We start from the raw sequence: 22,727 nt of genomic DNA, 5'->3' as shown, positions 1-22,727 counted from the left end.
ATTGTATTGCTTCCAGTTAGTTGTTTTATAGCGAGGTTTTGACACGATTGATGGGTGAGTTGATAGGCTATGCCGATCAGATCACCAGCTATGGTTTTAGTTCAACTGATTTAGGAAACAAAGCCTCACTCCATACATATCTTCGTTGGAAATTAGGGATAAATATCGAACCATCACTTATTTTTTCAACGATAGTCTCGACGGTAAAATCATATGTGTCAGTATGTAATTTTCGTTGCTCTGGAGGGATAGATAATACTCCATCAGCAAAATCATCTTGTGCTGGGAATAAGACATCAGCTAACTCTGTTGCTGTTCTTTTATTTGCCATGTTGTTATTTCTCTATAATCAATCATAAAATAAGTTTAAAACATTAGTAATAAATGTGGAACAAGCTAATTTGCAACCATATTTTAAATTTATCAGGAAAATCAGTATCTAGCTACAGCAAAAGATAGAATATGCAAATTTAACGAGCCACCCATTGTTAAATTTCTAAATGTGGCAGTAAGCATTACTCGGTTTGCTTTGCATGACTTGCAAACAATACAAAAGCTGCCAACACAGAAGCGACAGGAGTTCACCATCCCCTCGGAGTTGCCGCAGGGCGAATAGACAAATTGCGTGAGTCTTGCCATGGATGGCAAGCTAGCTTTCGCAGGTGCAGGGATGCATCCTTCGGAAGCGATAGCAAATTTGGCTATGAGCACAAGGGGCTTTCAACTCCGTTAGGGGCGTCTTGGAGCATCCAAGGAGGATAGGACGAGCAGTCCTCCTTGGTCGACTCTTTATTAAAAATCAGGGGGTGAAGCCCCACGACTTTGATTCACCTCGGCCGTTAGGCCGCAATGACAATACATCTACATAAACAAGTGTGAGATGAAGCCCCACGACTTTGACTTTGAATTTATCAAGAAACCATCAACAGTCTAACTAAGCTAAAGAAGACTGATGGAATTAAAGAAAGTTGTCACACCTTCAACCCAAGGTTAAATCTTCACACAGACAAACAGCGCATTACCTGAGCTTAAATCCCACGGGACGATTTTTTCATAATCGTGTTCAAAGATATGCACTTCAAAATATGGCGCGAGTAACGCTTGCAGCTCCGCAAAGCTGGTGGCGACCATAGTGTGTTGGTCTTGCCATAACTCAGTTTGATGCGCAGATGTATCAGCATCGGCGTCTACATCAGTGAGTTGAGTAAAAGGCTGCTGACGCTTTGCAATGCTTAGATTTAACGACTGGTTTTCACCTTGACCACTGTAATGCCAGCCGGATTCAAAGGCAAAATGGTGCCCCTCAAACTCGGCAAAATGCTTAATCGATAAGCGGTTATCAATGCGGTGCTTATCAACCGAGTTAAAACAAAATATCCCACCGTCATTCAGGGCACTGTGCACACTGGCGATACAACTTTTAAGGCGCTCTATGTCCGCACTGTAATGGATGGAATATAAAAAACAGGTAATTAAATCCACTGGCTGCTCAAGATAAAAGGCGGTCATATCTTGCAGATTAAACTGGGCCTCAGGGCAACGACGCATGGCCATATCGAGCATTGGCTGATTAATATCTAGGCCACTACACTGATAACCAAGGTCGATAAAATGCCGTACATGTGGGCCAGTGCCACAGGCTAAATCAAGGTGTTGTTTACCATTATTCCCTAAGAACTGATGCAATCGATGGATGCTCGCGCTCTGTTGTTGATAGTTAATATCGGAGCACATTAAATCGTAATAACCGGATAGATCGGTATAAAGCGCGTTAGAAGACATAGCAGCGAAGAGAAGGTATGGGCAATTAAGGGTGGCGCATGATATATCAGTTAGCCCAGAACCGATACACAATTCCACAACCAATCTGAGTGCAAGGCACTTGGAGCACATTAATTCAATAAAACAATGCTACAGCGCAGCATAACAATCTAAGGCGTCAAAGGTAGTTAAATACTCGAGTTGGGGTTTGGCGAAGTAGTAACCTTGAAAATAATTAATACCACGGCCAACAAGATAGTCTAACTCCGCTTTACTCTCGACCCCTTCGGCCAACACCTGAGTGTTAAGTGTGCTACAAATCCCGATCACCTCATCGATAACAAACTGTTTTTGTTTGTCTAAATGGATATCTCTGATCAACTCCATATCGAGTTTTAATACCTGAGGGCGCAAAAATTCTAACCAACTCAAATCAGCGAAACCACTGCCAAAGTCGTCGATGGCGGTGATAAATCCCCGTTTAGCGTAACTGTCAAAGATACGGCTCAATTTGGCTCTATCGACAATTTGTTCACCCTCAGTGACTTCAAACATGATGTTATGAATATTAAAACCAAAGAGGTCGGCCGCTTCAATCGAGGCGCGGATACAGGTTTCAGGGTTATAAACCGCATTAGGTAAAAAGTTGATACTTAATATTTTATCAAGGCCAAGCTTAGCGGCGGTTTCAATGGCTTTGACCCGACAAGCCTGATCAAAGTAGTACTTATTGTTTTCGTTTATTCGCTCAAACACCCAAGCCGCACCTTCGCCATTTGGGCCGCGCACTAGGGCTTCATAACCGTAAATCTGCTGATTTGGCCAATCGATAATGGGCTGAAATGCCATACGAATTTCAAATCCGAGTGACTTACCACTTAAACAGTCCATACAGGTTTGTTGCTTGATTCGAGAGGGAAAATCCATCATAGGTCTCCATAACCTTATCCTCTCTCAGTGTGGGGATAAATCGCTAATTTTGCCAGCGTTTAGTGCCTTTGCTCTGTTAAAACATGCAATATTGTAAATATGTTGACTCAGAATTAACCGATTGCGCCCCATAACAGCAATGGATGAGCCAAAGAATCCTCATCCATTGCATCTCGTTATGACTTATTTGAGTTTATAAACCACTTCGACTCTATCTTCGATAGTCACTTGGCCATATTGATAGCTTTCGGCGGCGCCCATGGCATCGGCCTTAGCATTCATACGTAACATCACCGGTTGCACTGGGCGTTGATCGTAATAACGAATTTGCCAAATCTTACCTAGGTTTTCCCCAAATCCCTTGGCTAAGGATTCTGCTTTTTGTTTGGCATCGACAATCGCCGCTTGGCGCGCCTTGGCCACATACTCGGCCTCTTTACTCGATTTAAGGGCGATATTATTAACCCTGTTGATCCCCTCCTCTAAGGCGGAGTCCAAAATCGTATTTAAACGTGCCAAATCGTTAATAGTCACAGTGACTTGGCGACTCGCGGTGTAACCAGTTAGCTCAGGTGCTTTATCCTGCGCATACACATATTGGGGTTGCAGATTTAAGTTGGCGCTTTGGATCTGCTCCTTGGTAATCCCCGCGGCCGTCAAACGGGCGATAAATTTCGCCACCGCCGCATCCGAGTTATCTTTAGCCGCCTTAGCGTCTTTCTCGGTGACAGCCACTTCGACATTAAGCTCAGCCATATCCGGCTCGACTTGAATTTGGCTTACGCCCATGGTTTCGATATGGGGAAAGTCCACATCGGCAGCCACTGCGGTGGCTGTAAATACACCAGAGAAAAGACCACCAGCCACTAATACAGCTAAAAGAGAATGCTTCATTATTAACTCCAACTAAATCATTTAAGGCGAGACTGCCTTGATTCTAATGCGATGGCTATCAGCTAAAAGTGTGACTCGCCATCTGCTAGCCATACAAACGAATCATACAAACTATCCCTATAAACGCGGGTAAACATAAAAAGGGTTACTTTTTTTAAAACTTTTTAAATTGGCAAAACTTATCAGCCTATCGCTAAAATCCTCTTCCACAAGCACTCAAGCTACAGTTGTGACTTTCCATACGAGCACGCATACGAGCCAGTCAGTCTCTAACTGGTAGAAACGCACTCTTAGCTGTACACTTTTCACCCAAAGACACTGTACCTTTTAATCACTTCAGGTATAATCCGCGCTCTTTTTACGGCGCTCTTTTATCAGCATCAGCGAGACACCATGACAGTTGAAACTTTTCATCCTAAGCAAACTACCACGCTTGAGACCCCTGCCAAAACATTGGAAGCCGCCAGTGCTGACTCTGTTAATACGGGCAATGCTGCCACAGGCAATCGCATCGGTTTTGTGTCTTTAGGTTGTCCAAAAAACCTCGTGGACTCAGAGCGCATTCTGACCCAATTACGCATCGACGGCTATGAAGTCACCAACAGCTACGACAATGCCGATCTGGTAATCGTTAATACCTGTGGTTTTATCGACGCGGCGGTTGAAGAATCCTTAGATGCGGTGCGCGAAGCCCTAGAAGAAAACGGCAAAGTAATCGTAACGGGCTGTTTAGGCGCTAAAGAAAACCAAATCCGTGAAGTACACCCAGACGTGCTCGAAATTACTGGCCCACACAGCTACGAAGCCGTGTTAAAGCACGTTCACAAGTACGTGCCAAAACCTGAGCACAACCCATTTACCTCGTTAATCCCACAAACTGGGGTTAAGTTAACGCCTAAACATTACGCTTACTTAAAGATTTCAGAAGGTTGCGACAACCGTTGTACCTTCTGCATCATCCCAGCACTGCGTGGCGATTTAGATAGCCGCGGCGCAGGTAGCGTATTAGATGAAGCCAAACGTTTAGTTGAAGCTGGCGTACAAGAAATTTTAGTCGTGAGCCAAGACACCTCTGCCTATGGTAAAGACAAGGGCGGCCGCACCGATTTTTGGAACGGTATGCCAGTTAAGCAAGACATCACTAGCCTTGCTCGCCAACTGGGCAAGATGGGCGCTTGGGTACGTTTACACTACATCTACCCATACCCATGGGTAGACGATCTGATCCCATTAATGGCCGAAGGTTTAATCCTGCCATACCTAGATATTCCGATGCAGCACGCCAGCCCACGCATCCTGAAGATGATGAAGCGTCCAGGCCGTGTTGACCGTCAGTTAGAAGCCATCCAACGTTGGCGCGAAATCTGCCCAGATTTGGTGATCCGCTCAACCTTTATCGTGGGCTTCCCTGGCGAAACCGAAGAAGACTTCGAAATGCTGCTCGACTTCCTGCGTGAAGCGCGCCTCGACCGCGTTGGCTGCTTCAAGTACTCAGAAGTGGAAGGCGCTGTCGCCAACACCATCGCTGAACTTATCAGTGAAGACGTGAAGGAAGACAGATACCACAGATTTATGGAAGTCCAAGCCGAGATCAGCGCTGAGCGTTTAGCGCGTTTCGTTGGCCGCACTATGGATATTCTGATCGATGATGTTGACGAAGAAGGCGCGATTGGCCGCAGCTTCGCCGATGCCCCAGAAATCGACGGCATGGTATTTATCAACGGTGAAACTGAACTCGAACCCGGCATGTTAGTTCGCGCGGTGATCACTCACTCGGACGAGCACGATCTGTGGGCCGAGTTAGTGGATGCCGATGCAGAGGATGAAGTCGAGGCTTAAGCCTTCAAATCATTCAAGTTTTAATAAAACGAGCCACAATCTCAATTGTGGCTCGTTTTTTTATGGGCAAAATCTGGCTAATTCTCTCAATAGGTGAGGACTAACTCTCAATAGTTGAAGGCTAGATAGTGCGACAAAAGGGATTGAAAAGGAAATCGCAAGGCAATGTGAGGGAGGAGTCTAGCAGGGATAAAATGAGCAGGACTAACGCGGCAAAAACGTTAAAACATCATCCCCATAAAGTCGAAAGGGGTATCGCCCCTGTGCTGATACCCCTTTCGGTTTGCTGCTTTACGGTTATAAGACCCTTTGCCCTTTTTCGGCTTTTCGGTACGCATCCGAAATAACGGACTGGTCACCAGCGCCTTAAGTGCATTGTCTGTAATGGTGCCGCGACCATTTTCATGCTCTTGCACACTCTGGGCTGTTACTTTTGCCACATTTACCTTCGTCATAATGACTCCTCAATTAATCCTCAATTCATCCTATATTGGTCAAGGGCCAAGTTAATCATTCTCAGCCAGCGGCGACACTATAAACCAATCTAAAAAGATGTACAGAGTTTGTGCAAAACCGCAAAGAATCGCTCTTTTTATTATCAAAAAGTATGATAGATTAATCCAACAAAAATAATACATTAGGCTAACAAGCCTTCATTTAAAGTCGCTATTTAGCGATACGATTACCCTTTGTAATCACAGGATAGGGAGTGATTAATTTTGCCGTTTGCAGTGATTTATCGGCCATTACTGAGCCTACTTTGCCTATTACTCATCCTATCCCCCAGCCTAGCGCAGGCTTTTTCAAGCTCTGAGTGTGTTATTAGCATGGGCTATCGCACCAGTGAACGCCGCCCCTTTATCGAACAGGAACCTAATAACCAAGGGTTTTACTACGATATTTACCAAGTCGCGGCTGAAAGAGTGGGGTGTAAATTACGGGTAATTCGAGCACCTAAACTGCGTATTTTGCGGGATCTCAAACTCGGAAATATCGATTTTTATCCTGGGCTGCATTTTAGTGAAGAACGTGCCCAATTTACCTATTTTATTCCTAACGGTCTGTCGGAGCGCATTATTGGAATTAGCCGAGCGGGTGCGGCAAATGTTGGTTCATTAGAGCAGTTATCACAGAGCGGTATGACGCTATTAATCGCCCCGGGCAGCTACGACTTTAATGGCATATCCGAAACCATGTCGGTCCGTAAACCGCCAGAACTCAATGTGCCTAAGGCCTTAGATTACCTTATTAGTGGCCAAGGGGACTTTTTTATCTACGATCAAGCAACCATCAGTTATTACCTTAAAAATCGAGATACAAGCCAATTTAAGCTACACCCTAATTGCTGCCAGCAACCTCAAGCTATGTATCTGGGATTTTCGAAAAAAAGCCGCCATTTTCGTGGGCAACATAACCCTAACTATCGCGCCGATCTTCCCTTAAGTCCGAATAACAGCCCAAGCGTACTCGCTGAAGATTCAAAGGCCTACGAATTTGCCAAAGCACTCGCCGCCATGGATGCAGAAGGGGAAACCCAGCGTATCTACTTCAATCACTTCAGTTAATCCTAGGGCGCGTTAAACAACGCTGCTTATTACCCTCACATTGGCACTAGCTTATCCTCATCTTGGTGCTAGCAAGCACTTCAGGCCGCTATTTCAGCTTTATCTTTATAAGCTCTGCGACAATATGCCGCACTTGTCACACTTAGATGATCTTTATAATGCAGCGCAATTTATCTAAGTGAATGGAAGACAATAAGATGGCTGCAAACGCTTCAACTATTCCCCACGGCTTTAAATGCTCCGCAATCGCCAGCGCGCTGACCTTAGCATTAGGCGCTTCAGTTGCCTCACAGGCCATAGCCGACGAGACAAATCAAACTCAAATTGAACGTATTCAAGTCCATGGCGAACAGAGTATTGGCCGTAATGCCTTAGGCTCGGCCGATGCCTTGCTAAAAGACCAAGGCGTCGATTTCTCCGAAGCGGGCGGCGTTTCTGCCTTGCCCGTACTCAATGGCATGATGGGCGATCGCATTAAAGTGTTAGTCGATGGCGCAGATATCACCGCCTCCTGTGCTAACCAAATGAACCCACCACTATCCTACGTGTCCGCTAACCAAATCAGCTCGGTAGAAGTGGTCGCGGGCGTGTCCCCCGTCAGTGCGGGCGGCGACAATATCGCCGGGGTGATTAAGGTTAATAGCCTCAATCCAAAGTTTAACGACAGCGACAACCTCAGCTTTGAAAGCGGTGAAATCTCATCGGGATACCGCAGCACCAGCGATGCCTTCTTACTCGGCGCTAAGGCTGGGATTGCCAGTAAGGACCTAAGTTTCAGTTATCAAGGCGCCTATGAAGACGCCAATAGCTACCACGATGGTCAGGGCGATAAAGTACTCGATACCCTCTATCGCGCCCAAAACCATGCATTAACAGCGGCATGGCGCGATGACACACAACAACTGGCGATTAAGCTAACGCACCAAGCGATCCCATTTCAAGGTTTTCCTAACCAATACATGGATATGACGGATAACAAGAGTTACGGCGCCCTAGTCCGTTACCTGCGGGATTTAGATAATGACGGTGAATTTAGCGCCCAGTTAAACTGGCACAGTGTGAAGCATGAAATGGGCTTCTTCACCCCAGAAAAAACTGGCAAGATGCCAATGAATACAGAGGGTAGCGATTACAGCTACCAACTGCATTGGCGCTTACCTATGGGCGATAACAGCACGCTACTCATCGGCCAGGAATTTTATAACTATCAACTCGATGATACTTGGCCAGCGGTGCCCGGCACTATGATGGCCCCCAATGACTATATCAATATCAACGACGGTGAGCGCCGCCGCGCCGCAGTTTATGGCGAGTGGCAGCAAAACCTCACGCCACTCTGGTGGTTGTCTGCTGGGGTGCGTTATGAATATGTCACTACAAATACTGGCGAAGTGCAGGCCTACAGCAATATGCCCATGATGGGCATGCCCAATGTGGATGCCGAGGCGGCAAAAGCCTTTAATGCCATGGATAGAAGCCGTGACGACAACCTAATCGATGCGACATTGCTGGCACGTTATCAATTGTCGGCCAAACAACAATTGGAATTTGGCTTAGCCCGTAAAAACCGCGCACCAAACCTGTACGAGCGTTACAGCTGGGGCCGCGGCGTGATGGCAACCACAATGATCGGCTGGTATGGCGACGGTAACGGCTATGTCGGCAACCCAGATCTTAAGCCTGAAACGGCGCATACTCTGAGCGCGGCCTACAAGTTTAATGGCGATGAATGGCAATTCTCGACCACGGCTTGGTATAGCGCTGTAACCGACTATATTGATGCCGAGGTGATTGGCAGCTTTAACCGTACAGGCCTTGCCAGCGGTAAACGCAATATCCTTAAATTCACCAACGAAGATGCCAATTTATATGGCGCTAAGTTTAGTGCGGTCTACCTATTAGCCAATACCGACAGCGGAAAATGGCAGATGCTGGGTAAGCTCGATATCACCCGCGGCGAGCGTGATGAGGGTAATGAGGGTAATGAGCCACTTTATCAAATCAAACCGCTACAAACCGAGTTAGCCCTTAGCCATCAACTGGGTGATTGGGAAAACCGCCTATCATGGCAATGGGTAGCGACTAAGGATAAAGTCGATGAGCGCCGTTTAGAAAATGAGACCGACAGCTATTCGCTGTTAAATTTAAGCAGCAGTGTTAAATGGCAAGAGCTGAGTTTAACCCTTGCAATCAACAACCTGTTTGATACTTACTACGAACTACCACTGGGTGGTGTCAACCTTGCCGAATTTAAGGCCGATAGTACTGGTGGCTTTAGCCAAGTCGCAGGTTCGGGTCGCTCATTTGAATTAAGTGCCAGCTACAAATTCTAATGAGCACCGCCGCTAACAAGTGGTGATGCAATTTAGGGCGGGTCAGTTAAATCAAAAAGGGCAAATGCAGCTGCATTTGCCCTTTTGTGTTTCAATTGACTGAACCGTTATATGCCGCTGGCTAGTTACCCGCGACCTTCATCTCGGATAATAAAATTCCGCCGGTGCGGATAGATGAACGTAAATCGAAGTCTTTACTGACCGCCTGAATCCCACGGAACATATCCTTAAGATTGCCAGCAATGGTAATTTCTTCAACGGGGAACTGGATTTCACCATTTTCGACATAAAAACCAGCGGCGCCGCGGGAATAATCCCCCGTTACCATATTCACACCTTGGCCCATCACTTCAGTGACAATCAAGCCCGTACCCATGCCTTTGACTAGCTCATCAAAACTTTGACCAGTGTGCGCCAGCGTCCAGTTGTAAATCCCGCCCGCATGACCTGTGTTAGGTAGGCTCAATTTGCGCGCCGAATAACTGGTTAGTAAATAGGTTTCTAATATGCCGCGATCGATAATGCGTCTATCTTGGGTCGCCACGCCTTCGCTATCGTAGTTGGCACTGGCGAGTGCGCCTAATAGATGCGGCTGTTCTTCAATATTGAACCAGTCAGGGAAGATTTGGGTGTGAATGGCATCGAGTAAGAAACTTGATTTACGATACAAACTACCGCCACTGATGGCACCAATCAAATGGCCGATTAAGCCAGTCGCAATCTCTGGCGCCAGTAATATTGGCAAACGGGTGGTGGCAATCTTACGTGCCCCTAAACGGCTCACGGTTTTCTCGGCGGTTTTTAGCCCCACCGATTCAGGTGAAAGCATCTCATTGAATTTACGGGCGATAGTGTAATCGTAATCCCGCTGCATATTGCCGTCACTGTCTTCACCGATCACGCTGCAACTTAAGCTATAGCGCGAGCTGCAATAGCCATTTAAGAAGCCGTGGCTATTACCGTAAACCTTAACCGACGTATGGGCGTTTGCGCTGGCGCCATCAGAGTTATTGATGCGCGGATCGGCATCGAGCGCCGCGGTTTCGGCGCGAATGGCCAATTGGGCTAATTCGTCGGGGGAAATATCTTCAGGATAATAGAGTTTAAGATCGCGGATCTCAGTCGCCATTAAGGCTTTATCGGCTAAACCGCTAAACGGGTCGGCCGAGGTGTAACGGGCGATATCATCTGCCGCTTTAACCGCAAGAGCAATGGCTTCAGGACTGAGATCTGAGGTAGATGAACTGCCCTTGCAACCATCGCGATAAACCGTAATACCGAGGGCGCCATCTTTATTAAACTCTACCGTTTCAACTTCCTTTAAACGGGTTGAAACCGATAATCCCTGTTGTTTACTGATCGCCACTTCAGCGGCATTTGTCCCTAATTTATTCGCATATTCGAGGGCCACAGCAACCGCATCTTTCAGCGCGGTCAATTCACTATCGATTCTGTTCAAAGACACAAAGCAACTCTTTCGTTATAGGCAATGGCGCTAGCATAACAAACACCTATCCCATTCTCATTATTTATTGCGCGCTTTACTGATTGAATCGCGCTTTAACTAGGCGAATTTTGGCGGGAGATGTTATTATTAGCGCGTTATTTAACTGAGGTTTTATCTATATGAAGATTGTTGGTGATTCAGAACATTTTAAACAGCCCTATGACAGTAACGACGATTATGTCAGTAAAACTGAGGATAAGCGTGACTGCGAAGCGGCTCAAAAAGTCGGTATGGAACTGGTCTCACTCAGCAAAACCCAGCTAGATAAAATCGAGCTGGACGAGCACTTGTACGACAGCATTCAGCAAGCTCATAAGATTAAGCCAAAGACCGAAGCCTATCGCCGCCATATGCAGTATATCGGCAAGCTGATGCGTAACGTCGATATTGAACCTATCAAGGCGTCGCTCGCGGTCGTGCTTAACAAAAACAGCAACGAAACCGCCAAGTTGCAAATGTTCGAGAAAATGCGTGAGCGTTTACTCACACAAGGCGACGGTGAAATCCAAACGTTAGTGGAACATTACCCACAGTTGGACAGACAAAAACTGCGTACCTTAGTGCGCCAAGCAACCAAAGAGCTGGCAAAAGGTCCTGAGTCTAAATCCTCAAAAGAGCTGTTTAAATATTTACGCAGCGAAATCCAAGACTAGCGTGTTGAGTTTTTGAGATTACATTTTACTGTTCAAGCAAGCTCTAGCTCGCGAAGCGAGGGATAACACATCGTTATTCAACTCAAATGACGGGCGGCTCTTATGATTAAAAGTAAGAGTAAGAGCTTGCCAGAACACCCTCTTGGCCAGCATATGGCTGCAAAATAACCCTGAAAGTCAACACGCCCCAATCCCCGCACTTCGGAATATTGCCTTAGGCGCTAGGCGCGATTTAGCAAAAGTTAATGTCTCTAACCTTGCTTTCTATGGGTCAACAAAACTGGGAAAATTTTATCCACGAGTTTTGCAAACGAACAACATGGCGTCTCCAGTCGGCGTAAAAAAATGTCGTTCACTCTTAAGCGAACGACATTAGCATACCTCAGTGCTGTTACTTTATGAGTCAATACCTTAGTTAACTCTGCAACTCTACTGCTTTGCGCAAACGTAGGCTGCGCAGCGCCAAATACAACATCCCTACAGCTCCCCAAATTAAGCCAAGTTCTAAGGACTGAGGCTCGAGGTTAATCCACAGCACGCCAATGGTTGCCGCACCACACAGGGGCAAGATGAAATACTGCAAATGTTCCTTAAGGGATTGATTACGTTTTTCTTTAATATAAAACTGCACTATCACCGACAGGTTAACGAAGGTAAAAGCCACTAAGGCGCCGAAATTGACCAAAGCCAAGGCCATTTCTAAATCAAATGACACCGCCGAAAGCGCCAGTAACCCCACCAGAATCACGTTAAATGCCGGAGTACGCCATTTAGGGTGAACATAACCAAAACCTTTATTGGGCAGCATATTGTCGCGCCCCATCACATAGAGGATGCGCGCCACCCCCGCATGAGCCGCCATGCCCGATGCTAGCACCGCAATCGTTGTCGCCACCAGCACGATAGACTGGAATAAATTACCCCCCACATACAGGGCAATCTCAGGCAGCACAGCGTCTAACTGCTGGAAGCGAGAAATATCAGGGAAATAGAGTTGTAAGAAATAGGACACGCTCACAAAAATCACCCCGCCAATCAGCGCTGTCAGTACAATGGCGCGGGGGATCACTCGCTTAGCGTCCTTGGTTTCTTCACTCAATGAACTTAAGCCATCAAAGCCTAAGAAGGAGAAACACAGAATGGTTGCACCGGTAAAGAGCGGCGCTAAGGTTATCTGCTCCGAATAGAATGGACGCACGCTGGCAATGACCCCTTCACCTTCGCCAAGGGACAAGCTATGGGCCATTAAACCGATGAAGACTAAGATAATGGCTATCTGAGCAAATACGATAACGCCATTAAAATTCGCAACTAAATCAATGCCTCTCAGGTTGAGTACCGTCATGACGGTGACTAAACCAAAGATGAAAATCCAAGGCTCCACGTTGGGGAACATGGCAGTAAGGTAGATTTTGGCCAATAGCATGTTGATCATCGGCATAAACATGTAATCGAGTAGCGATGACCAACCCACCATAAAACCGACATTTGGGCTAAAGGTTTTTTGGGCATAGGTATAAGCCGACCCCGCATAGGGATATTTACGCACTAAATGACCGTAGCTAAAAGCGGTAAACAGGATACCCGCTAATGCGAGCAAGTAAGAGGTGGCCACGTGGCCAGAGGTGATCTCAGAGACAATTCCGAAGGTGTCAAACACGGCCATAGGCGTGAGGTAAGCGAGCCCCATCACAACCACTTGCCATAGATTAAGGCTTTGCTTTAAGCCCGGTTTTTGTTGGCTCATATACCACCTCCGAGTGCCGTCGGTGGAATGACTAACGCAACATCTTGATTGACGGCAATGACCGAAAATCCGGTAAACAACAGCCCCATTGAATTGTCCTCAGTAAAGTAGGTTCAAGCGAACCTCGTATCATTTCCGGATGTTTACCGGCCTCTATTGGTTTAAAACCCATATATTCAAAAAGAAAATAACCGAGGCAATGAATACCTCGGTTATTTTTTCGGCGCGCATTTTCGCCTTAAACAAGCAGGAAGACAAGCAAAAAACCATAGTTTGCTTCACAGTCCTTATCTTTGTCTCAAAAATTGGCTTTTCACGTCTTTGCTAAATCACATTGATGACACTAAAAGCCAAAAGTCACATTTACCACAAAATTGACACTGCCAAACAAATGACTAATAAATGCGAACTTCAAATAAAATAAACCACAAAATCATTTTTTATATAAATTTTTAAGACTTTATGCATAATAACCATGAACTAAGAAAGCATATAAAAACAATAAAAGCTCACTTAAACCACCAGTTAATCAGAATTAACACTGTTTTTCACCAAACTAAACACAACTTAAGCACCTTAGGCTATTTTGGTTGTTTTTATCGATAAAAAGGCAAGACTCAATGAAATCTTTTAAATTCAATACCCTGTTTAGTTGCATAGCACTTACCACCGCTGTGTTGGCCGCCCCTGCAAGCGCAGAGGGTTCTGCAATGGTCAACCCGCAAGCAGGCGTTGTCGTGGGTTACTGGCATAACTGGTGTGATGGCGCAGGTTATAAAGGTGGTATCGCCCCCTGTGTGACCTTAGCGCAGGTCAATCCGCAATATAACGTTGTCGATGTTTCATTTATGAAAAGCTATGGTGCCAACGGCAGCATTCCGACCTTCAAACTCGACCCCGCAATTGGGTTAACTGAGGCACAATTTATTGATCAAATTAGTGAGCTCAATCGTCAAGGCCGAGCAGTATTAATCGCCTTAGGTGGCGCGGATGCTCACATTGAACTGCGCAATGGCCAAGAGCAAGATCTGGCAAATGAAATCATTCGGTTAGTTGAAAAATATGGCTTTGATGGGCTTGATATCGACCTCGAACAAGCCGCAGTCACCGCTGCAGACAATCAAATCGTCATTCCCGCGGCGCTAAGGATCGTTAAAGATCATTACCGTAAGCAGCAGAAAAACTTTTTAATCACTATGGCGCCTGAATTCCCCTACCTCACCACCGGCGGGAAATATGTACCTTATATCAACGCCCTTGAGGGCTATTACGATTGGATTAACCCGCAATTTTATAACCAAGGTGGCGATGGTATTTATATCGATGGTATAGGCTGGATTGCGCAAAATAATGACAATTTAAAACAAGAGTTTATCTACCATATCGCTAATGCACTCGCCAATGGCAGCCATGGGTTCACAAAAATTCCCCATGACAAACTGGTCTTTGGCATCCCGACTAATATTGATGCGGCAGCCACAGGCTATGTGAGCGATCCACAAAAACTGTTTGCCGCATTCGAACAATTAAAAAATCAAGGGCAGCCACTCCGTGGCGTAATGACATGGTCGATCAACTGGGATATGGGGAAAAATGCTGCAGGCCAAGCCTATAATGAATCATTTATTAAGGCGTACGGGCCCTTCATCCACAATCAAGACATTACCCCACCAGAGCCAGAAAACGGCAAACCCATTTTCAGCGGCCTAGGCCATGTTCGGGTCAAATTAGGTGGCGTATTTAATCCACTGGATGGCGTTAGCGCCTATGATGCCGAAGATAAAGATCTGACGGCCGACATCCAAGTGACTGGTGATGTGAATACTCAGCAACTTGGCCTTTATCCACTAACGTATAAAGTCACCGATTCAGATAACAACACTACGGAGCAAGTACGCACTGTTGAGGTGTATAACACTAAACCTGAGTTGAGTGGCATCCATAATACTAGCATCACAGTCTCAGCCCCCTTCGATCCAATGGCAGGCGTTAGCGCCACCGATGCCGAAGATGGCGATCTGACCCATAGCATCCGTATTGAAGGTGAAGTCAATAGCGACCGTATCGGCCAATATGAGCTGGTCTACAGCGTAACTGACAGTGCTGGCGAGCAATCCCGCGCAGTGCGTATCGTAACCGTCAAAGAGCAAGGTGCAGTGTGCGAAAATTTATGGAATCCAAGCAAGATTTACTTAGGCGGTGATACGGTTAGCTACGCAGGCAAAATCTGGTTAGCGGGTTGGTGGACTCAAGGTGAGCAACCAGACTTAGCCGGTCAATGGGGCGTGTGGAAATCCCAAGGTGACAGTGATTGCGATTCAGGCTTGCCTCCGGTTATCACGCCGAACTTTACGATAAGCGGTTTAGCCTCGAGCTACCCACTCACCCAAGGGCAAGTTAGCATTAACTTTAACGTCAATACCAATCAAGCGATGGAATTAACGGCTAGCCTTGTGCAGGATGAGCGCATCCACGCGAGCAGCACAGCTAACATTAATGGTAATGGCGCCATGGTATTGCAGGGAGCATCACTCGACGCAGGAGCTTATCAGCTCATCATCAGCAACAAAGATAACAGCCTCAAACAACAGTTTGCCCTGTCCTTAGTTGCAGATGACGGCGGTATCGAGCCCGGAGAATACCCAGCATACAATGCAGGTACCCAATACCAAGCCGGTGATATTGTTACCAACGCAGGTGGCGTTTACCAATGCCGACCTTGGCCAAACAGCGGATGGTGTAGCGGCTCAGCGCCTTACTATGCCCCTGGCACTGGCAGCGCTTGGCAAGATGCGTGGACTAAGCATTAATACTCGCGTTGCGGTCATATTACTTTGACAACAAGCCCTGCGGCATCTTGTGATGCCAAAGGGCAAATCTTTGGATTCATCTCACAAGCAATTCAATACCAAAGTAAAATTTCGCCCTTAAAAATCTTCCTAAGCACACTCTCGCCACCAGTTCACAAGCTAAACCCAAGCCCGCGCCCGGCGGTGAATACCTAAGAGAGCTAAGCCAAAAAATGCCGCAAATAATCCCCAAAGCTGTAACCACTTTGGCAGTACACTTGCCCACGTCGCGCCCATTTGGTTCAGCTCCAACATCCCCATAATGGCGGGCACCGCAGGGATAATCTGCGAGCCCAGCACAAGCGGCTCAGGGATTAAGGCAATCGGCCAGACAAAGCCTGAGACAAACAGGATTGGCATTGAAATTAATAGCAATACTTGAGTAGGCAAATCGCGGCGGGTAAACAAGGTGCTCATTGCGACTCCAGCCGCCGCCGTCGCCAGTAAAAACGGTAATAGCCACAGTGCGACCAGGCCAAAGCGCGCTTGAATACTCACGTTATACCAGTGGTAGCAATAGCCCACATAAAAGCTGGTAAACACCATATAAATCAACATAAACGCCATAATTCGACCGCAAACCAATTGCAGCGGCGACACCTGTTGCCAATAACCCTGATGACGCCACTGGCCTGCACCTAAAATGCCAGTACCGATCAGCAATGTTTGATGCAGGATCAGTAAAAATAACCCCGGCACGACATAAGGTGTATAGCCTAGACTTGGGTTAAACGCAGGAACACTATTTAAGTGCAGCGAGTTGAGGTTCTGCTCGGCCTCTTTAGGATTTTTCCCCTGGGCGAGCATGCCAATCCATTGAATTTGTTTACCGGCATCCATCCCCGCACTGACAAGACCTTCGGCCACAGCAGAGTAAATCAAGAAGTAACTGGCATCACCGCCGTAGCTTAAGGTTACGCCCTTACCGAGCAACAAATCGCGGCGAAATCCTTCGGGGATCACCAATAAACCGTGCGCCTTACCCGTTTCGATAAAGCGTTTCGCCTCGGAGATAGAGCCGACTTGGCCTATCACTTGGATTTTTGCACTGGCATCCGCATGGCGAATAAGTTGACGACTCAGGGAAGAATGGTCTAAATCCACCACGATAAGCTGCTGTTCTGTTGGGACTTGGTGCAAATAAGGCAAGGGATAGAGCACCGAATAAAACAGCACACCGCCAAATAGGGTCACAGCGATAGCCTTATCGCTAATAATCGCCTTTAATTCAGTGAGCACTAACTGCCATAAATTCATGTTATTGCCCCTTCACTGATAGAGATGTATCGGTGTCAGCCGCTACCGAATTGGGGGTTAGCGTTATCGGCAGTAGTTTACTCGCCAAGGTATAAATCACGGGGAGCAGGCAAATAAATCCCCAATAACTACTCAATTGCTGCGCCATCGCTGACCAAGTAGCACCGTAACTGACCACGCTCACATGGGATTCAATATAATGGCTCGATGGCATAATGAGCCGCCACCACTGGGCAAGTTGTGGCATTTCGTGGGTAGGAAAAGTGATCCCCATAAAGGCAAAGGCAGGTGCAAATAATGCGGTACAAAAACTGATGACCCGCGCACTATCACGCATCAGCACAAACACCAGTAACACCAAACTCCATACCGCCAACAGCATGATCAACTGGGCAAACAGCAGCAGCGCTATACTGCCCGCAAAAGGCAGGGCCAGATACAAATACAACCAAGCGAGGATAAACCCACCCTGTAACATCAAGATAGGCGTAAACAACAGGATCTTAGCCAACACCTTAGGCCAAAAATGCTCGGTCAATTGATTGGAGATCCCCTCCTCTGACTGTGCGGCATTAAGGTGTAACTCGCGATTTAAGCTGTTAGCCATCACCAGCATAGATAACAACTGCCAAAGGGCTACCAATACCGGCGGCACTAAAAAGCCAATGTAGTTATTGTTACGATTAAACAATGCCGTGGTCTGGCTTTTGACCGGGCTTAAATTCACCGCCACTTGTGATTTTGGTGTGCCCGTCATCAGTTGCTTAAGGCCTGCGACCTGCAACAACCCATCGCCGAGACTCAACTGAATTTGACTCGACAACAGCTTACCCACCAACAAAAACTGGCTGTTGTAGCGCACATCGATTGTGGGTGTATGGCCGGTAAGCAAATCCTTTTTCATATCATAGGGAAATACTACCACCGCATAGACCTGCGCCTGCTGCATAGCCTCGACGGCCGAGGAGAGATCGGTAAAACTCTGGGGATCGGTCACAGGATTGGCTTTGAGTTGACGGGTCAGCATCCGGCTGAGTTGGCTATGGTCTTGATCAACAATCGCCACGGGTAACTGCCGCGGTAAACCCGCACTAAATAACCACCACAGGCACAAAATCCCCAGCAGCGGAATGTAACTGATAAGGGCTAGTTGCCAAGGATCGCGCCATAGCGCCTTAAGCTCGCGGCGCACCAATGCCATGAACAACGCCATAAAGCCTACGGAGGCAGACTCTGTCGCATCGGCGTTAGTGCCATGCTCGCTCAATGGCTTAGGCTCGCTCGGTAACTTGGTCACAGTCGTTACTCTGCACTGAGCAACACAGACATACCGACGCGCAGATCCGCAATGGGCGCCGTTGGGCGTAACTCCACCTCAAAGGTGCGCATATCAAAATCGTGGCCGCTTTCGGTCGAACGCCAAGTCGCAAAATCACCCATCACACTGATATGGGAGACAGTAAACTCTACCGTTTTATCCAGCGCTGGCAGTGTTAATTGCAGTTTATCGCCCTTTTTAAAACGCTTTAGTTGATCTTCACGTACTTGGAATACCGCCCAAGCGTCCTGCATATCAATCAGACTCACCACAGGGAAACCACTCGGCGCCAGTTCACCTGCTTGCAATAATACTTCGCTGATTTCCCCAGACTTAGGCGCACGCATTTGGCTATCAGCCATAATGGCACTGACTTCTTTCACCGCGCCTTCGGCCATACGCGCATTCCCCGCCGCAGCAGCTTTGGTTTCGACCCGCGCGCCTTCTTCGGCCATTTGATACATGGCTAACGCCGCTTGTTCTGTGTATTTTGCCGCTTGCCACTGGGTAAAGGCTTCATCGCGTTTTTGCCGTGCGGCGACTCCTTCGGCAAATAAGTTTTCGACGCGGGTATAGGTAGTTTTTGCCAGTGTTGCCGCCGCTTGCGCCTTGAGCCATTGCTCTTTAGCTGCCATCACTTCTTGGCTACGGGCACCATTATTTGCCTCTTGTTGCAAGGCTTTAGCGGCATCACGGCCACCTTCGGCCTGCATCAACTTGGCATCTAGCTCTGGACTGTGGATAGCAAACAGTAAATCACCTTCATTGACACTATCGCCACGGCGCACAAGCACTTGTTCGACCCGTCCTGGCACCTTAGAGGATACGTTATATTCGCGGGCTTCAATCTGCCCCTGCAACACACTCGGCTTTGGGCTATAAGCCAGTTTGAGCCCATAGGCTAAAATAAGGCCTAATGCGACCAACGCCGTGAGAGCAAGAATTCTGTTAGCGCGCATTGATAGTCTCCTGCGATTGAGTGCCTGTGGCACTGCGACCGATAAATTCATCTAATTGACCACTGATGGCCATTAATCTGGCATAGGCTTGCACATAGCGATAACTGGCACCGAGCTGCTGGGTTTTAACGGCGCTCAGTTTTAATTCGGCATCGACCCTATCAATAGAGGTTGAAAGCCCTTGATTAAAGGCGATTTCCCTTAAACGCAGGTTCTCGGTGGCCAGTTCGAGTGAGGTATTCAGGGCCTTGAACTCTTCTTCGGCCTGTAATAACTGGCGGTAACTTTGGTCGAGCAGCAAACTTAAGTCTTGGCGTGTCTGCGCCTTAGTGTAACGGGCTTGCAGCAAGGCACTCTTAGCCGCTTCCACTTTACCGCTGCGGCCATCGCGGCTCAGCAAGGGCACTTTTACACCGACACCGACCATCCAGTCCGGTTCTACCTTAGAAAACAAGCTGTCATCTTCGTATAAGGTGTAATTACCAAAGAGGAAAACCGTGGGGTGATATTTACCTTTCTCTAAGGAAACCAAACCATTCGCCTGCGCCTCTTTAGCCTCAAGTAGCTTAAGCGCCGGGTGTTGATTTAAGGTCATTTGGGTCAAGTCCCCCAATGACGGCGCCTGTGGCAGCACAAATAGCGGCGAGTTAGTACTAACATCACTCCGTTGCAACATACGCGATAGGGCGATAACGGCCATTTCATGTTGGCGGCGGGCGCTGCCTAAATTGACCTTAGCGTTGTCTAAGGCCACTTGAGCATTGAGGCGCTCGACCTTAGCGATTTGCCCCTCGCGCTCTAGCGCTAGCGCGTGGTCAACGTGCTTAGTTAAGGAGGCCACCAGCTCGGTTTGGGTGCTGACGAGGGATTGAGTCACATCGACGGCATAATAACGATCAACCAACTGAGTGAATAAGTCGCGAGTTGCTAACTGTAATTCCTGTTGTTTCTCGGCCACCATGGCGGCATGAATGCCTTGAGCCGCAGTGATCTGGCCGCCGGTATAAATCGGCCACATCGCCTGTAAGCTGGCGCGAAAAATATCTTGCTCGGTAAAGGGCGTGACAAATAATGAACCCGGAATACTCGCCAATATGCCACCTAATTCAGGAGGTAATGGCAATGAACCCGAGGCAAGGGGATTAAGATCCCTTAAATCTAATTCAATTGGTTTTTCGAGGTGGGTATAACTGCCATTCAGACTGAGGGACGGCAGATTTAAACTTTCGCCCGCCTCTTGCTCGCCCTTGGCGCGATTCACCTCTTGGGATTGAGCCTGGAGTTTATCGCTCACCTTAAGCACTTGCTGCCAAGCCTCAGTAAAGCTACTGGGCTGGGCATAGGCCGCTAACGGCAATAGTGAGGGCAAAGGCAATAAACACAGCCATGCCAAACGTGATAGTTTCATTAACACCTCTAGAGTAGTTACTCTAATTTCCTTTGCAAATGATAACATCCATCATGGAAGGCGGCTAGAACCCACCGCTGGAAGTGTAAGATGGGTTCTAAAATAAGTACTTAGCCAATAAACGTAGGAGCTTCTAGCTTCTAGCTTCTCGTTTTACGCAGTACCGCCTACGGTCAGCTTATCGAGCTTAAGGGTCGGTTGACCGACACCCACAGGCACGCTTTGGCCATCTTTACCACACACACCAACGCCCTTATCTAGGGCCATGTCGTTACCCACCATGGAAATCTGGCTCATGGCTTCTGGGCCATTACCAATCAGGGTAGCGCCCTTAATTGCTTGAGTCACTTCACCATTTTCAATCAGATAGGCTTCAGAGGCGGAGAACACAAACTTGCCTGAAGTGATATCGACCTGGCCGCCACCAAAGTTAGGCGCATAAATGCCCTTCTTCACCGACTTGATGATCTCGCTCGGATCAGACTCGCCCGCCGTCATATAAGTGTTAGTCATACGAGGCATAGGTAGATGCGCATAGGATTCACGGCGACCATTGCCCGTTGGTGCTACGCCCATCAGGCGCGCATTTAATTTATCTTGTATGTAACCTTTGAGAATACCGTCTTCGATTAACACGGTTCTCTGGGTTTGTACGCCTTCATCGTCGATGCTCAATGAGCCTCGACGATTCGCAAGCGTGCCATCGTCCACCACTGTCACCAGTTTCGACGCCACTTGCTGGCCGACCATACCACTAAAGGCGCTGCTGCCCTTGCGGTTAAAGTCACCTTCCAGACCATGGCCTACAGCCTCATGCAATAACACCCCTGGCCAACCATTACCGAGCACCACGGGCATTTCTCCGGCGGGCGCATCAATGGCATTGAGGTTAACTTGTGCCTGACGCACCGCTTCACGGGCAAAGGCAAAGCACATCGGCAAACTGGTTTCATCATTTACCATAAACACGCTGTAATCGTGACGACCACCGCCACCGGCACTGCCACGTTCACGCTTGCCATTTTCTTCTAAAATCACGCTGCAATTAAAGCGCACTAACGGGCGAATATCGGCAGCCAAGGTGCCATCGCTGGCAGCGACCAAGATTTCTTCGTGCACACCAGCAAGGCTAATCACCACTTGAATAATGCGACTGTCGAGGCTACGAACATAAGCATCAGCCTCTTTCAGCAGGTTGATTTTTTTCACTTCTTCCATGGCGGCGATAGGGTCGAGACTATCGTACAGCGCCAAGGCTTGTTGGCGTTTGAAGGCCTGAACCTTGGCCTGCTCACCCGCCCCTGCAATACCGCGCGCCGCCTCGGCCGCAGCGCTTAAGGCCGCTGGCGTAATATCATCGGCATAGGCAAAACCGGTTTTCTCGCCGCTGATAGCACGCACACCGACACCACGTTCGATATGGAAGCTACCATCTTTAATAATGCCATCTTCGAGCACCCAAGATTCGTGGCGACTGCCTTGGAAATAGAGATCGGAAAAATCGACTTTATGTTGATGTATGGTGTTTAAATAACTTTGTAACCCATCTAGGGCTAAGCCACCCTTTAATAAACTTTGCTCTACTTGTGCTAAAAAAGGCATCGCGGTTCTCTCTGAAAGCTTGGCTAAAATTGGCAACTCACTCATTTTTAAAATAACTTAAATTCGCTGTGAGTCTATTTCATCTAAATCTGTTGAAGGCTTAAT

At 47.6% G+C, this 22,727-nt stretch carries 17 protein-coding genes; 5 read left to right on the top strand and 12 right to left on the bottom strand.

The genetic code is table 11. The annotated features are described in order from the left end of the window. Positions 1-88: 88 nt before the first annotated feature. The 4 genes from IEY09_RS15850 to IEY09_RS15835 all read right to left on the bottom strand — a co-directional run bounded on the left by IEY09_RS15850 (position 89) and on the right by IEY09_RS15835 (position 3,585). Positions 89-331 carry a hypothetical protein gene (locus tag IEY09_RS15850; RefSeq protein WP_229777975.1) on the bottom strand — a complete coding sequence of 81 codons (243 nt, stop codon included), beginning with the start codon at positions 329-331 and terminating at the stop codon, positions 89-91. 659 nt (positions 332-990) lie between these two features. Then, the gene (locus IEY09_RS15845) at positions 991-1,782 is read right to left on the bottom strand and encodes a class I SAM-dependent DNA methyltransferase (protein ID WP_144376291.1); all 792 of its coding nucleotides are present in this window, start codon (positions 1,780-1,782) and stop codon (positions 991-993) included. Between the two features lie 129 nt (positions 1,783-1,911). Then, entirely contained in the window at positions 1,912-2,688 is a 777-nt protein-coding gene (locus IEY09_RS15840) for an EAL domain-containing protein (protein WP_188871815.1), read from the bottom strand. 186 nt (positions 2,689-2,874) lie between these two features. After that, positions 2,875-3,585 (bottom strand): oxidative stress defense protein, encoded by a 711-nt coding sequence (locus IEY09_RS15835; protein ID WP_037422489.1) that lies wholly within the window; start codon positions 3,583-3,585, stop codon positions 2,875-2,877. A 393-nt stretch (positions 3,586-3,978) separates the two neighbouring features. On the opposite strand from IEY09_RS15835, the gene rimO reads away from it, so the two are divergent. Beyond that, positions 3,979-5,424 carry a 30S ribosomal protein S12 methylthiotransferase RimO gene (gene rimO, locus IEY09_RS15830; protein ID WP_037422487.1) on the top strand — a complete coding sequence of 482 codons (1,446 nt, stop codon included), beginning with the start codon at positions 3,979-3,981 and terminating at the stop codon, positions 5,422-5,424. 221 nt (positions 5,425-5,645) lie between these two features. Here rimO and IEY09_RS15825 read toward each other — a convergent pair whose 3' ends face one another. Further along, positions 5,646-5,879 (bottom strand): ribosome alternative rescue factor ArfA, encoded by a 234-nt coding sequence (locus IEY09_RS15825; protein ID WP_037422485.1) that lies wholly within the window; start codon positions 5,877-5,879, stop codon positions 5,646-5,648. A gap of 264 nt (positions 5,880-6,143) precedes the next feature. Between IEY09_RS15825 and IEY09_RS15820 the strand changes: the two genes are divergently transcribed. Next, positions 6,144-6,989, top strand: a complete 846-nt coding sequence (locus tag IEY09_RS15820; protein WP_188871809.1) for a substrate-binding periplasmic protein — start codon at positions 6,144-6,146, stop codon at positions 6,987-6,989. A gap of 182 nt (positions 6,990-7,171) precedes the next feature. Then, a complete protein-coding gene (locus IEY09_RS15815; protein WP_188871807.1) occupies positions 7,172-9,322 on the top strand; it encodes a TonB-dependent receptor in 2,151 nt (716 codons plus the stop codon). 121 nt (positions 9,323-9,443) lie between these two features. Here IEY09_RS15815 and pmbA read toward each other — a convergent pair whose 3' ends face one another. Then, positions 9,444-10,787: a metalloprotease PmbA gene (pmbA, locus tag IEY09_RS15810; protein WP_188871805.1), complete on the bottom strand. Its 1,344-nt coding sequence runs from the start codon at positions 10,785-10,787 to the stop codon at positions 9,444-9,446. A gap of 161 nt (positions 10,788-10,948) precedes the next feature. On the opposite strand from pmbA, the gene yjgA reads away from it, so the two are divergent. Further along, entirely contained in the window at positions 10,949-11,482 is a 534-nt protein-coding gene (gene yjgA / locus IEY09_RS15805) for a ribosome biogenesis factor YjgA (protein WP_037422477.1), read from the top strand. Positions 11,483-11,897: 415 nt separating this feature from the next. On the opposite strand, the gene IEY09_RS15800 is transcribed toward yjgA, so the two are convergent. Beyond that, positions 11,898-13,229, bottom strand: a complete 1,332-nt coding sequence (locus IEY09_RS15800; protein ID WP_037422470.1) for an APC family permease — start codon at positions 13,227-13,229, stop codon at positions 11,898-11,900. A 620-nt stretch (positions 13,230-13,849) separates the two neighbouring features. On the opposite strand from IEY09_RS15800, the gene IEY09_RS20370 reads away from it, so the two are divergent. Then, entirely contained in the window at positions 13,850-16,039 is a 2,190-nt protein-coding gene (locus tag IEY09_RS20370) for an immunoglobulin-like domain-containing protein (protein ID WP_188871803.1), read from the top strand. A gap of 159 nt (positions 16,040-16,198) precedes the next feature. On the opposite strand, the gene IEY09_RS15790 is transcribed toward IEY09_RS20370, so the two are convergent. The 5 genes from IEY09_RS15790 to tldD form a co-directional block, all read right to left on the bottom strand. Then, entirely contained in the window at positions 16,199-17,335 is a 1,137-nt protein-coding gene (locus IEY09_RS15790) for an ABC transporter permease (RefSeq protein ID WP_188871801.1), read from the bottom strand. Position 17,336: 1 nt separating this feature from the next. After that, positions 17,337-18,548 carry an ABC transporter permease gene (locus IEY09_RS15785; protein WP_188871813.1) on the bottom strand — a complete coding sequence of 404 codons (1,212 nt, stop codon included), beginning with the start codon at positions 18,546-18,548 and terminating at the stop codon, positions 17,337-17,339. 89 nt (positions 18,549-18,637) lie between these two features. Beyond that, positions 18,638-19,612 (bottom strand): HlyD family secretion protein, encoded by a 975-nt coding sequence (locus IEY09_RS15780; RefSeq protein WP_037430615.1) that lies wholly within the window; start codon positions 19,610-19,612, stop codon positions 18,638-18,640. Next, a complete protein-coding gene (locus IEY09_RS15775; RefSeq protein ID WP_047534431.1) occupies positions 19,602-21,020 on the bottom strand; it encodes a TolC family protein in 1,419 nt (472 codons plus the stop codon). The genes IEY09_RS15780 and IEY09_RS15775 overlap by 11 nt, the downstream gene beginning before the upstream one ends. 153 nt (positions 21,021-21,173) lie before the next feature. Next, positions 21,174-22,622 (bottom strand): metalloprotease TldD, encoded by a 1,449-nt coding sequence (gene tldD / locus IEY09_RS15770; RefSeq protein ID WP_109277784.1) that lies wholly within the window; start codon positions 22,620-22,622, stop codon positions 21,174-21,176. Positions 22,623-22,727 lie beyond the last annotated feature (105 nt).

Source organism: Shewanella xiamenensis (assembly GCF_014647135.1).
Lineage (GTDB): Bacteria > Pseudomonadota > Gammaproteobacteria > Enterobacterales > Shewanellaceae > Shewanella > Shewanella xiamenensis.
The sequence above is the reverse complement of the archived record's forward strand: the minus strand, read 5'-3'. Positions and strand labels throughout refer to the sequence as shown.

Bases quoted from the DNA above. Each gene is read 5' to 3' on its own strand.
- IEY09_RS15785 (WP_188871813.1), bottom strand. From the start codon at position 18,548: ATGGCGTTGTTCATGGCATTGGTGCGCCGCGAGCTTAAGGCGCTATGG.
- yjgA (WP_037422477.1), top strand. From the start codon at position 10,949: ATGAAGATTGTTGGTGATTCAGAACATTTTAAACAGCCCTATGACAGT.
- IEY09_RS15815 (WP_188871807.1), top strand. From the start codon at position 7,172: ATGGAAGACAATAAGATGGCTGCAAACGCTTCAACTATTCCCCACGGC.
- tldD (WP_109277784.1), bottom strand. From the start codon at position 22,622: ATGCCTTTTTTAGCACAAGTAGAGCAAAGTTTATTAAAGGGTGGCTTA.
- IEY09_RS15850 (WP_229777975.1), bottom strand. From the start codon at position 331: ATGGCAAATAAAAGAACAGCAACAGAGTTAGCTGATGTCTTATTCCCA.
- IEY09_RS15840 (WP_188871815.1), bottom strand. From the start codon at position 2,688: ATGGATTTTCCCTCTCGAATCAAGCAACAAACCTGTATGGACTGTTTA.
- IEY09_RS15825 (WP_037422485.1), bottom strand. From the start codon at position 5,879: ATGACGAAGGTAAATGTGGCAAAAGTAACAGCCCAGAGTGTGCAAGAG.
- IEY09_RS15800 (WP_037422470.1), bottom strand. From the start codon at position 13,229: ATGAGCCAACAAAAACCGGGCTTAAAGCAAAGCCTTAATCTATGGCAA.
- IEY09_RS15835 (WP_037422489.1), bottom strand. From the start codon at position 3,585: ATGAAGCATTCTCTTTTAGCTGTATTAGTGGCTGGTGGTCTTTTCTCT.
- IEY09_RS15775 (WP_047534431.1), bottom strand. From the start codon at position 21,020: ATGAAACTATCACGTTTGGCATGGCTGTGTTTATTGCCTTTGCCCTCA.
- IEY09_RS20370 (WP_188871803.1), top strand. From the start codon at position 13,850: ATGAAATCTTTTAAATTCAATACCCTGTTTAGTTGCATAGCACTTACC.
- rimO (WP_037422487.1), top strand. From the start codon at position 3,979: ATGACAGTTGAAACTTTTCATCCTAAGCAAACTACCACGCTTGAGACC.
- IEY09_RS15780 (WP_037430615.1), bottom strand. From the start codon at position 19,612: ATGCGCGCTAACAGAATTCTTGCTCTCACGGCGTTGGTCGCATTAGGC.
- IEY09_RS15790 (WP_188871801.1), bottom strand. From the start codon at position 17,335: ATGAATTTATGGCAGTTAGTGCTCACTGAATTAAAGGCGATTATTAGC.
- IEY09_RS15845 (WP_144376291.1), bottom strand. From the start codon at position 1,782: ATGTCTTCTAACGCGCTTTATACCGATCTATCCGGTTATTACGATTTA.